A 15,405-nucleotide genomic window follows, 5' to 3' on the forward strand; every position below is an offset into this window, starting at 1 on the left:
CGGCCGCCGTCCCCCCACACCCTCTCCGGGAGAGCAGATGCGCCGTTCTGCCCGTGTCCTCAGCCCTGCCCTGGCCGTCCTGCGGGGCAACCGCCTGCTCGCCGCGGCCGCCCTCGCCGGCGTCCTGTCGGTCGGTCAACTCGCCCTGCCCGCCTCCTCCGCCGTGCTCGGCGCGCCGTCCGCGTCGGCGTGTACGACGGACTCCGGCCAGGACGCCGGTGCCCGCCGCGGCACCGGCTCCTCGGCCCACGAGCCGAACGCCGTCACCGACGCCCAGGCCCAGGCGATGGACGCCGACCTCAAGGCGAAGGTCGCGAAGCTGGCGAAGTCCGCCCAGGGCTCCCAGCTGCTGGCCGACTCCGCCCTCGCGGCGACGAGCATCCCCGTCTACGTGCACGTCGTGCACTCCGGCACCACCGGCAAGCTCTCCGCCGCCACCATCGCCAACCAGATCGCCGTGCTGAACGCCGCGTACGGCGGCCAGGGCACCGGCAACGTCGCCACCCCGTTCACCTTCTCGCTGGCCGGCACCGACTACACCGACAAGGCCGCCTGGTACAACGGCATCACCCCGGGCTCCTCGGCGGAGAGCGCGATGAAGTCCGCCCTGCGCAAGGGCGGCGCCAACGCGCTGAACCTCTACACCGCGAGCCTCGGCGACGGCCTGCTCGGCTGGGCGACCTTCCCGAGCTCGTACTCCTCCGCCCCGACCGACGACGGCGTCGTCATGCTGGACACCTCGGTGCCCGGCGGCTCCGCCACCAACTACAACGAGGGCGACACCGCCACCCACGAGGTCGGCCACTGGCTGGGGCTCTACCACACCTTCCAGGGCGGCTGCAACGGCAACGGTGACTACGTGTCGGACACCCCGGCCGAGAAGAGCGCCGCCTACGCCTGCCCGACCGGCCGCGACACCTGCACCACCAAGGCCGGCGTCGACCCGATCCACAACTTCATGGACTACACGTACGACTCCTGCATGTACCAGTTCACCGCGGGCCAGGTGACCCGCATGACGAACTCCTGGGCCTCCTACCGCGCCTGACCGCGCGCTACGACCCCGCCGCCGCCCGTCCGGGAACCGCTCCCGGGCGGGCGGCGCCCGTGCGCGCGGGCCGCCCGGATCGGTACGGTCGGCGCATGACCACTGCTCTCATCACCGGCGCCACCGCCGGCATCGGCGCCGCCTTCGCCCGCCGCCTCGCCCGCGACGGCCGCGACCTCGTGCTGGTCGCCCGCGACACCGAGCGGCTGGACGCGGCCGCCGCCGACCTCGCGAAGCGCTTCGGGGTGCAGGTCGCCACGCTCACCGCCGACCTGGCCACCGAGGCCGGGATCGCCGCCGTCGAGGAGCGGCTGCGCTCCGGCGACCACCCGGTGGACATCCTGGTCAACAACGCGGGCTTCGGGAACAAGGGCGCCTTCCTCGACGTGCCGCTGCAGGCCGAGCTCGACATGGTCAAGGTGCACGTCGAGGCGATCCTGCGGACGACCGCCGCCGCCCTGCCCGGCATGCGCGAGCGCGGCCGCGGCGCCGTCGTCAACGTCGCGTCGGTCGCCGCCTTCCTGCCGCGCGGCACGTACGGCGCGAGCAAGGCGTGGGTGGTGAGCTTCACCCAGGGCATCGCCCGCGACCTCGGCGGCACCGGGGTGCGGCTGCAGGCGCTGTGCCCCGGCTTCACCCGGACGGAGTTCCACCAGCGCGCCGGCATGGGCACCTCGAACATCCCGTCGTGGGGCTGGCTGACCGCCGACCGGGTGGTCGACGACTCGCTGCGCGACCTGGCCCGCGGCCGCACGCTCTCGGTGCCGGGCAAGCGCTACAAGGCCGCCGTGGCCCTCGCCCGACTGCTGCCGAGCGGCCGGATGGGTGCGGTCTCCTCGAAGGCCGGGCGCAGCTACGGGACCGACTGAGCGGGAGACTGGGGACGGTGCGGCCGGGCGGCCCACGGGAATAGAGCATGGCTCACTATTAGTTCCGCTAAAAGTGAGCCCTACTCCACTCAGCAGGCCGCCCCGCCCGCCCCGACCCCGGAGGCCGCCCTTGAAGCTCGACCGGATCGACTGGACCCCTCCCGAACGCGACGCCGCCGAACCCGGCCCGCCCGCGCAGATCCGCCGCATCCTCGCCCTGTTCCGCCCCTACACCGGGCGGCTGGCGATCGTCGGCCTGCTCGTCGCGGCCTCCGCCGTGGTCTCGGTGATCACGCCGTTCCTGCTGCGCGCCGTGCTCGACACCGCGATCCCGCAGGGCCGCACCGGCCTGCTCACCGTGCTCGCGCTCGGCATGATCGCGGCCGCGGTCGTCAACAGCATCTTCAACGTGCTGCAGACCCTCATATCCACCGTCGTCGGCCAGCGCGTCATGCACGACCTGCGCACCTCCGTCTACAGCCACCTCCAGCGGATGTCGCTGGCCTTCTTCACCCGCACCCGCACCGGCGAGGTGCAGTCGCGCATCGCCAACGACATCGGCGGCATGCAGTCGACCGTCACCATGACGGCCACCTCGCTGGTCTCCAACCTCACCGGCGTCATCGCCACGGTCGTCGCCATGCTCGCCCTCGACTGGCGGCTCACCGTGATCTCCCTGCTGCTGCTCCCGCTGTTCGTCTGGATCAGCCGCCGGGTCGGCAGCGAGCGCAAGAAGATCACCACCGAGCGGCAGCGCAAGCTCGCCGCCATGAGCTCCGCCGTCCAGGAGTCGCTCTCCGTCAGCGGCATCCTCCTCGGCCGCACCATGGGCCGCTCCGACTCGCTCTCCCGCGAGTTCACCCAGCAGTCCGACGAGCTCGCCGAGCTGGAGGTCCGGGTCAACATGGCCGGCCGCTGGCGCATGTCGACCATCCAGATCGTCATGGCGGCCATGCCCGCACTGATCTACTGGGCCGCCGGCCTGGCCGCCGCGGGCGGCGCGCCGATCGTCTCCGTCGGCACCCTCGTCGCCTTCGTCTCCCTCCAGCAGGGCCTCTTCCGCCCGACCGTCAGCCTGCTCTCCACCGGCGTCCAGGTGCAGGTCTCGCTCGCGCTCTTCCAGCGCATCTTCGAGTACCTCGACCTGCCCGTCGAGACCGCCGAGCCGGCCCGGCCCGTGCGGCTCGCCGAGGTGCGCGGCGACGTCACCTTCGAGGGCGTCGAGTTCGCCTACCAGGGCGACCAGGAGCGGCCGACCCTCGGCGGCGTCGACCTCAAGGTGCCCGCGGGCAGCTCGCTCGCCGTCGTCGGCGAGACCGGCTCCGGCAAGACGACGCTCAGCTACCTGGTGCCGCGGCTCTACGACGTCACCGGCGGCCGGGTCTGCATCGACGGCACCGACGTGCGCGACCTCTCCTTCGAGACCCTGGCGCGCGCGGTCGGCGTGGTCTCCCAGGAGACGTACCTCTTCCACGCCTCCGTCGCCGACAACCTGCGCTTCGCCAAGCCCGACGCCACCGGCGAGGAGCTCGTCGCGGCCGCCCGCGCGGCCCAGATCCACACGATGATCGCCGACCTGCCCGACGGCTACGACACCGTGGTCGGCGAGCGGGGCTACCGCTTCTCCGGCGGCGAGAAGCAGCGGCTCGCCATCGCCCGCACGATCCTGCGAAACCCGCCCGTGCTGATCCTCGACGAGGCCACCAGTGCCCTCGACAACCGCACCGAGGCCGCCGTGCAGCAGGCGATCGACGCCCTCGCCGCGGGCCGCACCACCATCACCATCGCGCACCGGCTCTCCACCGTGCGGCACGCCGACCAGATCGCCGTGCTCGACCGGGGCGAGGTCGTCGAGCTCGGCACCCACGAGGAACTGCTCGACCGCGGCGGCCGCTACGCGGCCCTGCTGCGCCGGGAGGCCGGGACCGGCTAGCCCCGGTCCGGCCCGCCCCGGTCCGGCCGGGGCTCCTCCGGGGCGTCGTCCCCGAGCGAGAGCAGCAGGGTGCGCAGCGTGCCGGCCAGCGCGGCGCGGTCGTCGGCGCCGAGGGCGGCGAGCAGGCGGTGCTCGTTGGCGACGTGGTCGGGCAGCGCCCGGTCGATCAGCTCGCGCCCCCGGGCGGTGAGGGCGACGTGCACCACGCGGGCGTCGTCGGTGCTGCGGGTGCGGGCGACCAGGCCGGCGGCCTCCAGGCGGTCCAGGCGCTGGCTGACGGCGCCCGAGGTGACCATCGAGGTCTGCATGAGCCGGGCCGGGGTGAGCCGGTGCGGGGGGTCGCTGCGGCGCAGCGTGGCGAGCATGTCGAAGGAGGCGGTGTCGAGGCCGTGCTCGGCGAAGGTGCGGCGCAGCTCGGTGTCCAGCAGGCGGGTGAGCCGGCGGAGCCGTCCGATCACCGCCATCGGCGAGACGTCCAGGTCGGGGCGCTGCCGGGCCCACTGGGCCAGCACGAGATCGACGTGGTCACTGGGGGGCCCGGCATCGGTCATGGCGTCAGGGTAGCCAATCTCTTAGTGCTGAGATAATTTATCTTAGTGCTAAGAAATCGGCCTGCGACCCTGCTGCTGACCGCCCTGGCGCCGAGCGTCTGGGGCACCACCTACTACGTCACCACCGAGTTCCTGCCCCCGGGCCGGCCGCTGCTCGCCGCCGTGGTGCGCGCCCTGCCCGCCGGGCTGCTGCTCGTCGCGGCCACCCGGCGACTGCCCGCGGGCGCGTGGTGGTGGCGCTCCCTCGTCCTCGGCACCCTCAACATCGGCATCTTCCTCGCCCTGCTCTTCGTCGCCGCCTACCGCCTGCCGGGCGGCGTGGCCGCCACCGTCGGGGCCCTGCAGCCACTCCTCGCCGCCCTGCTCTCCGCCGGGCTGCTGGGCATCCGCCCGACCCGGCGCACCCTCCTCGCGGGCCTCGCCGGCGTGCTGGGCGTCGGCCTGCTGGTGCTGCGGTCCACCGCCCGCCTGGACGCCGTCGGCCTCGCCGCCGCCCTGGGCAGCGCGGCCGTGATGGCGACCGGCGTGGTGCTCAGCAAGCGCTGGACCCCGTCCGCGCCGGTGCTCGCCACCACCGGCTGGCAGCTCGTGGCCGGCGGCCTGGTGCTGCTGCCCGTCGCCCTGCTCGTCGAAGGGCCGCCGCCCGCGGTGCTGACCGCGGGCAACCTGCTCGGCTACGCCTGGCTCTCCGTGGTCGGCGCCGCCCTCGCCTACACCCTCTGGTTCCGCGGCATCCGCGCCCTCCCGCCGACCGACGTCACCTTCCTCGGCCTGCTCAGCCCGGTGGTGGCCACCGCCGTCGGCCTGCTGGCGCTGGGGCAGGGGCTGACGGCGGCCCAGGCGGCCGGAGGCGTCCTCGTGCTCGGCGCCCTGGTGGCGGCCCAGTGGCGGACCGCACCCGCCGCCCGGCCCGGCGCCACGCCGGCCGGGGCCGACGGGGAGCCCGCACGCGGAAGCGAGCCCGCGCATGGGGGTGCGGGCCGGTAGCGGGCCGGTAGTGGGCCGGCCCGGTCGGGCCTCCCCGGCGGCCTTCCTGTCGGCGGAGGGCGGAGCCTCAGGCGGCCTTCGGCGTCTCGTTGTAGGACTCGGCCAGCTCCTGGCCGGAGAGCTCGTGGATCGCCGCCATCACCTCGTCGGTGACCTGGCGGCGGGCCCGGGCCGAACGGGCCTGCCCGTGCAGCTCGGTGAAGTGCAGCGGTGCGCCGAAGCGCACGGTCACCCGGCGCACGCGCGGGATGCGCCGGCCGACCGGCAGGATCTCCTGCGGACCCTCCAGCGCGACCGGCACCACCGGCACGCCCGCGGTCAGCGCCAGCCAGGCCACACCGGTCTTGCCGCGGTACAGGCGGCCGTCCAGCGAGCGGGTGCCCTCCGGGTAGATGCCGAACGCGTTGCCGTCGTTCAGGATGCCCAGCGCCTGCTCCAGCGACGCCGCGGCCGAGCGGTAGTCGCCGCGCTCGACCGGCACCGCGTTGATCGCGGAGGTGAAGAAGGCGCGGGAGATCGCCCCCTTGATCCCCGTGCCGGTGAAGTACTCGGCCTTCGCCAGGAAGAACACCTGGCGCGGCGCCGTCAGCGGGATGATCACGCTGTCGACGAAGGACAGGTGGTTGCTGGCCAGGATCACCCCACCCTTGCGAGGCACGTGCTCCAGACCCTCGACGACCGGCCGGTAGACGGCCTTCGCGAGCGGCTTGAGCACGAACTTCGTGATGAGGTTGAGCATGGGCCCTCCCTGGCCGGCCTGCGTGTCCGGGCCGGACGGCCCGCGGTCAGCTCGCAGGTTACGACATGCACCCCCGCGGGCGTCCACTCCTCCGGGCCGGTCGGCGGGTGCGATCCTCGTCACGCTGCGCGCAGGGGCGACTCCGGAGCAGAGCGGCCGGGGTCGACGGTGCGTCATGCCGGCGCCGTGCGGCGGGGGTCGGGAGGGCGGCGGGTCAGGCCGTCAGCACCCGCGGGCTCTGCTCCCCGGCGGGGGATCCGGTCGGGAAGACCGCGCGGACGACCCGCTCCGCGGCGCGCCCGTCGTCCCAGGGGCAGAACCGGGCGCGGAAGACGGCCCGCAGGTCGGGGCGGGGGTCTCCGGAGAGAAGGGCCTCGGCGGCGGCGGGGGTGGTGGTGGCGACCGGCCCGGGCGCCTCGGCGAGGAGGTCGAAGTAGGCGCCGCGGACGGCGCGGTACTCCTCCCAGTCCGGGGCGAAGACGGTGATCGGCCGGTCCAGCACCGCGTAGTCGAACATGACCGAGGAGTAGTCCGTGAGCAGGGCGTCGGCCGCCAGGTAGAGGTCCTCCACCACGGGGTGGGCGGACACGTCGACGATCCGGGCGGCGTCCGGGCCGGTGGCGAGGGCCCCGGGGCCGCCGCTGTGGAAGTAGTGCGTGCGGACGAGCAGGGTGTGGCCCGGGCCCAGGAGACGGGCCAGCGCGGGCAGGTCGAGCAGGGGCAGGTAGCCGCCGCGGGCCTCGCGGTGCGTCGGGGCGTACAGCACGGTGCGCTGCCCCTCCGCGATGCCGAGGGCCTCCCGGACGGCCGCGCACGCCGCGGGGGTGGCCAGCGCCAGCCGGTCGTTGCGCGGGTATCCGGTCTCCAGCAGCTCGTAGCGGCCGGGGAAGGCCCGCGAGAAGTGCTCGCTGGTGTGCGGGTTGGGGGAGACCAGGTAGTCCCAGCGGGCGACGGCCTCCCGCAGCCGGTCGAAGTCCATGCCGTCCGCGGCGACCGGGTGCGCCCGCAGGTCCATGCCCATCGACTTCAGCGGGGTGCCGTGCTGGGTCTGCACGTGCACGGAGCCGGGCCGCTTGACCATCGTGTGCGGGAAGTTGACGTTGTTGACGAAGTACTTGGCGGTGGCCGTCGCCCGCAGGTAGGCGGGCGAGTTGAGCAGCACGTACGGCACCCCGGCGGGCAGGACGGCGGCCTGCGCGCGGGTCTCCACCACCCACACCCCGCGGATCTGCGGTGCGAGCTCGCGGGCCTTCTCGTAGATCGCCGCGGGGTTGCAGGCGTAGCCGCGGTGCCAGTAGGCGGCGTAGACCGCGAGGTGCTCGTCGAGCGGCAGCCGGCGGAAGGCGTTGTAGGCGGTGAAGCGGGCGCCGCCGCGGACCGCCCGCCGCACGGTCGGCGCGAGGGCCAGGGTGCCCTCGCGGGCGGCCCGGGGCAGCCCCCTGGTGCGGCGCAGCTCGTCGTACGGGCGCCGGGCGCCGCGCGCGGCGAGCCGGTACGGCACGCCGCGGGGGCCGCGCGGGAAGTGGTGGCCGTCCGGGCGGTGCCGGGCGATGTGGTCGGTGATCCGGCGGAAGAAGTCGGCGCGCAGGTCGGCCGGCACCAGCCCGGGGGTGTCGTACACGGTGAGCGCCTGGCGGACGGTCCGCTCGAAGACGAGCGGGCGCAGCGGGTCGTCGCGGCGGTCGAGGAAGGCGAAGATCGCGTCGTACTGGGCGAAGGCGTCGGCGTGCCGGGCGGAGGCGGTGCTGGTGATCGCGCCGGGGCGGCCGCGCCGGTAGGTGTAGCAGGAGCGGTCGAGGAAGCGCAGGCGGCGGGCGGCGAGGAGGGCCGGGTAGGTGACGGAGATGTCCTCGTAGTAGCCGCGGCCGAAGGAGACGCCGAGGTCGAGCAGGAAGGTGCGGCGCACGATCTTGTTCCACACCGCCATGACGGCGCGCAGCAGGCCGGGCTGGTCGGCCGCGGTGCAGCCGGCGGCGAGGGCGGGGGTGGCGAGCACCCGGTGCCAGGGGTTGGGCTCGGTGCCGCCGTCGGCGTAGGCGTGGCTGAAGTCGGTGAGGAGGACGTCCGCGGGGTGCTCGCCCGCCCGGGCGCGCTCCTCCTCGCGGGCGAGCTCGGCGAGGACGGCGTCCAGGGCGCCGTCGGGCAGCCAGTCGTCGCTGTCGACGAACCAGACGTAGGTGCCGGCGGCCTCGGCCAGGCCGGCCGCGCGGGCGCCGCCGAGTCCCTGGTTCTCGGTGAGGTGGAGGACGCGCATCCGCCCGTCCCGGGCGGCGTGCGCGTCGAGGAGGGCGGGGCACCCGTCGGGGGAGAGGTCGTCGACGGCGATGATCTCGACCGTGCCGGGGGCGGCCTCGGCCCGGAGCGAGTCCAGGCATGCGGGGAGGAAGCGTTCCACTCCATGGACCGGCAGGACAATGCTGAGGAGGGGGCTCACGCTCGTTCACTCCGCGAAGACGGTGGGTCGGCGGATGCTCGCCCGCTACAGCTCACTCTAGCGAGCGGATGTGGACGGCCGGTTGACCAAAAGTGATCCCAGGGGTGTCGAAATATGTCCGGGATTGATCGCTGCCGGGTGCTGTCGCAGGTCAGACGTTCCCTGCGGTGATCGCGGGCCCGGTCCGGCGTCCGGGGGCCGGGACGGGCGGGGCGGGAGTGCGGGGCGGTGCCGCACCGGTCGCGGGGCGTGGACGGCCCCGGAAACGCGACCGCCGGTGCCGCGCCGTGCGAGCGGCGGCACCGGCAGTCCGGTTGGCGGCCCAGCCGACCCTCAACGGCCGGCCGCCGGTCCGTACACCGCACCTGAGTCGGGCCGCCGCAGCGTCGAGACGGCCGGACAGTGACTCACGGAGGTGTCGGAAGCTTCATCAGTCGAACTCATTCGACAGGGTCTCCCGGGGGGTGGCCCGGGATTCCTTGTCTGGGGAAATATTGCTTGTAGGTTTCCGCCACGTCAATCCCCTCGGCGCGTTCAAGTTCTGAAGAAACGCTCCCGTCATGATCGGCCGCGGAGGGTGACCGCCGCACCGTCGGCACCAAGCCCCCGGTCAGCGCCCCGCGACCTTGATCCGATGCTCCCACCGCCGGACCGGGCGGCACCGTCCCGCGGGCGCACTCTCACCCGCACCGGTGACCCCGCCGCCCGCCGCGTCACCCGTTCCCGTTCGGTCCTCCCGATCGCCGACCGCCGTCCGGGGCCGTCCCGGCCCGCCCCCGCCCGCCGCTGTTCGCGTCGGCCCGCCCCGGGAGCGCCCCCGCCCCGTCCGCGCGCCGGGGCCGCACCGCCGTACGCGGACCCGCACCCCCGCCTGCTGCCACCGGCGGGTTTGCCGTCCCGCGGGCCCGCCCCGCACCGGGCCGGAGCAGGTCCGATCGATGCCCAGTCGTGACCGATGCCACCGGTATCTGGTGAAGTGTCAGTTCCGTTCGCGCGATACGGTGGCAGAACACCAGGACGGTTGCGCGAAGGCCGTCCCTCACGGATAGTCTTCGCCTCACGGCCCTGGCGCCTCGTAGGGGTGGGAAACTGATGGAACAGATGCAAGTGCGGGTACGGGCCCGCGTGCCGGCGGTCCAGTGCGGAGTCGGTACGACCGGCCGCCGGATCGAGCGGCACCTCGCCGTGCTCGGCGCGCCCGCGCTCTCGACGGTCGACACGGCGGAGGCCCTCGGCCTCATAAGGGAGCTGACGCCGCGCGGCACCGGAGCGGCCGGCACCCAGGCCGCGCCCCGGCGTACCGCCCGGGTCTCGCTGCTCGCCCCGCTGCGCCGGCTCCGACGGAGCCTGTTCGGCAACCGGCACTAGCCGGGCAGCGTCCGGGCGCACGCCGCCCGGCCGGTGCGACCCGACGGACACGAGTCCGCCGGGTCGTCGTCATGTCCGCGGGGCGCTCCCGCGGTGGCTGCACGGCAGCGGGCCGGCGATGCGTCAGGATGTGACCATGGCGGACACCTTCCACACGCTCACCTTCGAGACGGCCACCGGCACCGGTGAGGTCGCCCTCGACATCACCGAGCGCTGCACGGCCTTCCTCGACACCGCGGCCGGCGGCCGCGACGGCCTCTTCAACGTCTTCGTGCCGCACGCGACCGCCGGCATCGCCGTCATCGAGACCGGCGCCGGCAGCGACGACGACCTCCTCGCCGTCCTGCGCGACCTGCTCCCCGCCGACGGCCGCTACCGGCACCGGCACGGCAGCCCCGGGCACGGCCGCGACCACGTGCTGCCCGGCCTCGTCGCACCGCACGCCACCCTGCCCGTGATCGGCGGCCGGCTCGCCCTCGGCATCTGGCAGTCGATCGTGCTCGTCGACACCAACGTCGACAACCCGCGCCGCACGGTACGGCTCAGCTTCCTCGGCTGAGCCCGGCCCGACGGCGGCGGTTCCACGGCGGCGGGTTCCGCCGGGCCCGGTTCTGCCGCACCCGGTTCTGCCGGCGGGCCGGAATGAACGGCGGCGGGCCGGCGCTGTGCAGCGACGACGGCACGGAGACGCGGCGGAACGCCGCCAGGAGGATGAAGACCATGGACGACGACCCGGACACCCGGCTCTGCGAGCTCGCACCCGCCCCCGGCACGGCGGCCGAAGGGCTGACCCCGGCCGCCCCGGACGCCGGCCCCCGCGCCGACTGCGTGCTGTGCGGGGAGCCGACCGAGTACCCGGAGGACCGGGTCGGCAGCACGCTCTGCCCCGTCTGCACCTGGCAGCAGGCGCAGCGCATCGCCTGCTCGGGCTGAGCCCGCGCCGTCACCCGCCCCCGCCGTCACCCGCCGGCACGCCCGCCCCGCCACGCCCGCACGTCCTCAGGCGGCCCGTACGCCGTCCGGCGTGTCGGCCGCACCGGTCAGGCGTCCTCCCGGGAGGCGAGCGCCAGCGTCGACCCGTGCCGCCGCTTGTGGACCAGCAGCTGCGCGGGGATCCGCGAGCGCAGGTCCGCGACGTGGCTGACGATGCCGACCGCCCGGTCGCGCTCGCGCAGCCCGTCCAGGACGTCCATGACCTCCTCCAGCGTCTGCTCGTCGAGGCTGCCGAAACCCTCGTCGACGAAGAGGGTGTCGAGCGGCATGCCGCCGGCCTCGTCGGTCACGACGTCGGCCAGCCCGAGCGCCAGCGCGAGCGAGGCGAAGAAGCTCTCCCCGCCCGACAGCGTCGCGGTGTCCCGCTCGCGGCCCGTCCAGGCGTCCACCACCCGCAGCGAGAGCCCGGAGCGCTTCGTGCCGGAGACCAGGCCGTCGCTGTGCACCAGGGTGTAGCGCCCGCCGGACATCCGCACCAGCCGGGTGCTGGCCGCCGCGGCCACCTGCTCCAGCCGGGCCGCGAGCACGTACGACTCCAGGCGCATCCGCAGCGCGTTCTCCCCGGGGGTGCCGGACACCAGCGCGGAGAGTCGGCCGAGCCGGCCGTACTCGGCCAGGGCGGGCGCCAGCTCGGACGCCAGCCCGGCCAGCCCCGCGCCGATCCGCCGCAGCGCCGCGCGGCGCTCCTCGGCCGCGCCGGCCGCCGCAGCGGCCCGCTGGAGCCGTTCCGTCGCCCGGTCCAGCTCGGCCTCCGGCCCGGCCGGGTCGACCGGCGGCAGGCCCGCCGCCGAGACCAGCTCCGGTCGCGCCAGCTCCGCCTCCACGGCGGCGAACGCCCGGTCGTGCTGCTCCAGCCGCACCGCCAGCGCCTCCCGCCGGGCGGCCGGGAGCGCAGCCTCCTGCGCGGCCCCGGGGGTGTCGAAGCCGGCCTCGGCCGTGGCGCGGGCGACCTCGGCCTCCGCCTCGGCCAGCCGCTCCGCGGCCTGCGCCGACGCCCGTACGGCGGCCAGGGCCGCCGCGACCGCCCCGGCGGCCTCCTCGATCTGCCGCGCCCGCACGGCCACCGACGGCGCGTCGCCGCGGGCCGCCGTGACGAGCGCGGCCAGCTGGCCGCGCTCGCCCTCCAGCGTGTGGAGCCGGCCGGCGAACCCGGCCGCGTCCGCGCCGCCCGTCCGCAGCTGCTCCTCGCGGAGGTGCTGCTCGGCGGTGAGCCGCTCGATCCGCTGCTCGATGCGGCCGAGCCCGTCGGCCTCCCGCACGGCGTGCCCGCGTTCGGCGGCGGCGGCCGCCAGGGCCCGTGCCAGCGCGGCGGCCGGCTCCTCGCCGGCCACGGCGCGCGCCGCGGCCTCGGCGGTCCGGAGCGCGGCCAGCGCCCCGCGGGCGGTGTCCCGCCGCTGTTCGGCGGCGGACTGTTCGGCGGCGGCCCGCTCCTGGTCGCCGGCGGTGACCGGGTCGCTCGCGGGGACGGCCGGGGCGGGGTGCTCGGCCGCGCCGCAGACCCGGCACGGCTCTCCGGCGAGCAGGCCGCCGGCGAGCTCGGCGGCCATGCCGGCCAGTCGCCGCTCCTGGAGGTCGAGGCTGTGCGCCCGCGCGTCGAGGGCGAGGTGTTCGAGGTCCAGGACCTGCTGCCCGGTGGCGGCGATCCGGCCGGTCAGGTCGTCCCGCTCCTCGGCGGCGCGGTGCCGCCGGGTCAGCGCGGCGTGGTCGAGGTCGAGGACGGCGACCCGTGCGGCGGCCGCGGCGGCGGCGGTCTGCTCGGCGCGGAGGCCGGCGAGCCGCTCGTCGACGTCGGCCAGCCACTCCCGGGCCTCCTCGGCGAGCAGCTCGGCCTTCTCCTGCCGGGCCGTGAGCTCCCCGGCCTCGCGGCCGAGTTCGGCGTGCCGGCGTTCGGCGTCGCGGGCCGCGGCCAGCCCGCCGCCCGCGGCGCGCAGCCGGCGCTCGGCCGCGGCGAGCGCCTCGGCGTCGCCGTCGGCGGGCAGCGCCGCCGGCTCCGCGGGGCCTGCCTGACGGGGGAGCAGGGCGTCGCCGTCCGCCGGCCCCGGCCCTCCCCCCGAACCGGTACGGGACGGCAGGACGGCCGCCGCGGACCGCCGCAGGGCCGCACGGCGCTCCTGTTCGGTGTCGAGCGCCGCACGGCGGGCCCGGTCGGCGGCGGAGTGCAGCCGCAGCGCCGACTCGACGCCCAGCGCGGCCTGCGCACGGGCGAGCCGGCCGCGGTCGCCGGCGACGGCCTGCGCCTGCCGACCGAGCTCCTCGGCCCGGCGGACGGCGGCGCGGTGCTGCCGCTGCCGGTCGGCCAGCTGCCCGGCCTCCTGCCGGCGCTGCACGGCCCCGGCCTGGGCGGTGCGGGCGGCGGTCAGCGCGGAGGCGGCCACGGCCTCCTGTTCGGCGGCGCCGCTGCGCAGCACGGCGGCCCAGCCGAGCACGCCGTCGACGAGCCCGGCGGCGCTCGCCGCGGAGCCGTCCTCGGCGGGCACCCAGGCGTCCTGCGGTTCGGCGTCCGGGCCGGCGGCCTCCTCGGCCCGGGCGGCCAGGGCGCGGAGCCGCTGGCGGCCCTCGCGGACGGCGGCTTCCTGCCGGGTGCGCCGGTCGGCGAGCCACCGCTCGACCTGGCCGAAGCGCCGGGTGTCGAAGAGCCGGCCGAGCAGCTCGGCGCGCTGCTTGGTGTCGGCCCGCAGGAAACGGGCGAAGTCGCCCTGCGGCAGCAGCACGACCTGGCAGAACTGCTCCCGGCTCATGCCGATCAGCCGGCCGATCTCCTCGCCCGCCTCCTGGTGCGACCTGCTGAGCGCCCGCCAGCCGGGCGCCCCGCCGTCGGTGCCCGGCACGCGCTCGCGCAGCAGCGTCCGGGCCTTCTCGGTGGTGGAGCCGGTGCCGCGCAGCTTGGGGCGCTGCTGCTCGGGGCTGCGGGTGATCTCCAGGCGGCGTCCGCCGAGGGTGAGTTCGAGGCGCACCTCGGTGAGCAGGCCGGGGGCGGCGTGGTCGCTGCGCAGCGGGTTGCCCTTGCGGGCGCCGGGCACCTCGCCGTACACGGCGTAGCAGACGGCGTCGAGCACGCTGCTCTTGCCGGCGCCGGTGGCGCCGCGCAGCAGGAAGAGCCCGGAGGCGGCGAGGGTGTCGAAGTCGACCTCCTCGGTGCCGGCGAACGGGCCGAAGGCGGTGAGGGTGAGCCGGTGCAGCCTCATCGGGCCTCCTCCCGGGCGTGCTCGGTGTCGCGGCGGACGCTCTCGAAGCCCTCGGCGAGCCAGCCGTGCTCCTCGTCGGTCAGCGTGCTGCCGGGGCGTACGTGCCGGACGAAGCCCTCGGCGACCTGCAGGTCGGTGCGGCCGCCGACGCGTGCCGCGTACGAGGGCAGGCCGTCGGTGGCGGCGTCGTCGGGTTCGAAGAGCAGCTGCAGGGTGTGGGGGAACCTGCGGCGCAGCTGCTCCATGGCGTCGGCGGGCCGGCCGGGGTCGGTGAGGGTGGCCTGCACCCAGCGGTCCTCGGCCCAGGCGTGCCCGTCGTCGTGGAGCAGGTCGTGGAGGCGGCCGCGCAGGCAGGCGAGGGCGCGGGGCTGCGGGCAGTCGACGCGCTGCTCGGCGGCGATCGCGCCGTCGGCGTCGAGGTCGATCAGCCACATGCTCTTGCGGTGCTTCCACTCGGAGAAGGAGTAGGCGAGCGGGGAGCCGCTGTAGCGCAGGTGCGGGGCGAGGCGCTGGCTGCCGTGGAGGTGGCCGAGGGCGGCGTAGTGCACGCCGTCGAAGACGCCGGCGGGCACGCTCGCGACGCCGCCGACGGTGATGTCGCGTTCGCTGTCGCTGGGCTCGCCGCCGGTGACGAAGGCGTGCGCGAGCACCACGGCGCGGGTGCCGGCGGGCCGGCCGGCGAGGTCGGCGCGGACGGCGTCCATGGCGGCGCCGAGCACCCGGTCGTGGCCGCCGCGGTCGAGCCCGAAGCGGTCGCGGACGAGGGCGGGCTCCAGGTAGGGCAGGCCGTAGACGGCGACCGGCCCGTGCTGGTCGGAGAGCAGCACGGGCGTGGCGCAGCCGTCCGGGTCGGTGCGCAGGTGGATGCCGGCGCGGTCGATCAGGCGGGCGCCGACGCCGAGCCGGCGGGCCGAGTCGTGGTTGCCGCTGATGAAGACGGCGGGCACGCCGAGGCCGGCCAGCCGCACGAGGACGTCGTCGAAGAGCGCGACCGCCTCCAGGCCGGGCAGCGCCCGGTCGTAGACGTCGCCCGCGACCAGCACGGCGTCGACGCGCTCGGCCTCGGTGACGGTCACCAGGTGGTCGAGGAAGGCGCGCTGGGCGTCGTGCAGGCTCTCCCGGTGGAAGGAGCGGCCGAGGTGCCAGTCGGAGGTATGCAGCAGTCGCATGGTCACCGACCATAACGGGCGTCACCGACATCCCGTGGGTCGCTCCGGACGCGCCGGTGCCGATCCGTGATGCCCGGTGGACCGTCGGTGACGTCCGGTACGGTCCGTTCCGCGGAGGGCCGGACGGGA

General features: G+C 75.8%; 12 protein-coding genes. 7 read left to right on the top strand and 5 right to left on the bottom strand.

Going from position 1 to position 15,405, the window contains the following annotated elements; genetic code table 11:
- Window positions 1–37 precede the first annotated feature (37 nt).
- The 3 genes from SNE206_RS03830 to SNE206_RS03840 all read left to right on the top strand — a co-directional run bounded on the left by SNE206_RS03830 (window position 38) and on the right by SNE206_RS03840 (window position 3,850).
- The gene (locus SNE206_RS03830) at window positions 38–1,048 is read left to right on the top strand and encodes a zinc metalloprotease (protein WP_407911891.1); all 1,011 of its coding nucleotides are present in this window, start codon (window positions 38–40) and stop codon (window positions 1,046–1,048) included.
- Window positions 1,049–1,143: 95 nt separating this feature from the next.
- Window positions 1,144–1,917: an SDR family NAD(P)-dependent oxidoreductase gene (locus SNE206_RS03835; RefSeq protein ID WP_407911892.1), complete on the top strand. Its 774-nt coding sequence runs from the start codon at window positions 1,144–1,146 to the stop codon at window positions 1,915–1,917.
- A gap of 130 nt (window positions 1,918–2,047) precedes the next feature.
- Entirely contained in the window at window positions 2,048–3,850 is a 1,803-nt protein-coding gene (locus tag SNE206_RS03840; protein ID WP_407911893.1) for an ABC transporter ATP-binding protein, read from the top strand.
- Here the strand turns inward: SNE206_RS03840 and SNE206_RS03845 are convergent.
- On the bottom strand, window positions 3,847–4,401 hold the full coding sequence (locus SNE206_RS03845) for a MarR family winged helix-turn-helix transcriptional regulator (RefSeq protein WP_407911894.1): 555 nt from the start codon (window positions 4,399–4,401) through the stop codon (window positions 3,847–3,849). The two genes, SNE206_RS03840 and SNE206_RS03845, sit on opposite strands and share 4 nt — an antisense overlap.
- Before the next feature lie 45 nt (window positions 4,402–4,446).
- On the opposite strand from SNE206_RS03845, the gene SNE206_RS03850 reads away from it, so the two are divergent.
- On the top strand, window positions 4,447–5,388 hold the full coding sequence (locus tag SNE206_RS03850; protein WP_407911895.1) for an EamA family transporter: 942 nt from the start codon (window positions 4,447–4,449) through the stop codon (window positions 5,386–5,388).
- 67 nt (window positions 5,389–5,455) lie between these two features.
- Here SNE206_RS03850 and SNE206_RS03855 read toward each other — a convergent pair whose 3' ends face one another.
- The gene (locus tag SNE206_RS03855; protein WP_407911896.1) at window positions 5,456–6,127 is read right to left on the bottom strand and encodes a lysophospholipid acyltransferase family protein; all 672 of its coding nucleotides are present in this window, start codon (window positions 6,125–6,127) and stop codon (window positions 5,456–5,458) included.
- Between the two features lie 214 nt (window positions 6,128–6,341).
- Window positions 6,342–8,561, bottom strand: a complete 2,220-nt coding sequence (locus SNE206_RS03860) for a CDP-glycerol glycerophosphotransferase family protein (RefSeq protein ID WP_407911897.1) — start codon at window positions 8,559–8,561, stop codon at window positions 6,342–6,344.
- A gap of 1,092 nt (window positions 8,562–9,653) precedes the next feature.
- Here SNE206_RS03860 and SNE206_RS03865 point away from each other — a divergent pair.
- The 3 genes from SNE206_RS03865 to SNE206_RS03875 all read left to right on the top strand — a co-directional run bounded on the left by SNE206_RS03865 (window position 9,654) and on the right by SNE206_RS03875 (window position 10,862).
- On the top strand, window positions 9,654–9,929 hold the full coding sequence (locus tag SNE206_RS03865; protein ID WP_407911898.1) for a hypothetical protein: 276 nt from the start codon (window positions 9,654–9,656) through the stop codon (window positions 9,927–9,929).
- Window positions 9,930–10,065: 136 nt separating this feature from the next.
- The gene (locus SNE206_RS03870) at window positions 10,066–10,488 is read left to right on the top strand and encodes a YjbQ family protein (protein ID WP_407911899.1); all 423 of its coding nucleotides are present in this window, start codon (window positions 10,066–10,068) and stop codon (window positions 10,486–10,488) included.
- A 161-nt stretch (window positions 10,489–10,649) separates the two neighbouring features.
- Window positions 10,650–10,862, top strand: coding sequence for a hypothetical protein (locus SNE206_RS03875; RefSeq protein WP_407911900.1), 213 nt, complete (start codon window positions 10,650–10,652; stop codon window positions 10,860–10,862).
- A gap of 107 nt (window positions 10,863–10,969) precedes the next feature.
- Here SNE206_RS03875 and SNE206_RS03880 read toward each other — a convergent pair whose 3' ends face one another.
- Both SNE206_RS03880 and SNE206_RS03885 read right to left on the bottom strand, forming a co-directional pair.
- Window positions 10,970–14,107 carry an AAA family ATPase gene (locus tag SNE206_RS03880; RefSeq protein ID WP_407911901.1) on the bottom strand — a complete coding sequence of 1,046 codons (3,138 nt, stop codon included), beginning with the start codon at window positions 14,105–14,107 and terminating at the stop codon, window positions 10,970–10,972.
- Complete coding sequence (locus tag SNE206_RS03885; protein ID WP_407911902.1) at window positions 14,104–15,276, bottom strand: exonuclease SbcCD subunit D; 1,173 nt, start codon at window positions 15,274–15,276, stop codon at window positions 14,104–14,106. The genes SNE206_RS03880 and SNE206_RS03885 overlap by 4 nt, the downstream gene beginning before the upstream one ends.
- Between the last annotated feature and the right edge of the window lie 129 nt (window positions 15,277–15,405).

The sequence above is a fragment of the Kitasatospora sp. NE20-6 genome (genome assembly GCF_045862635.1).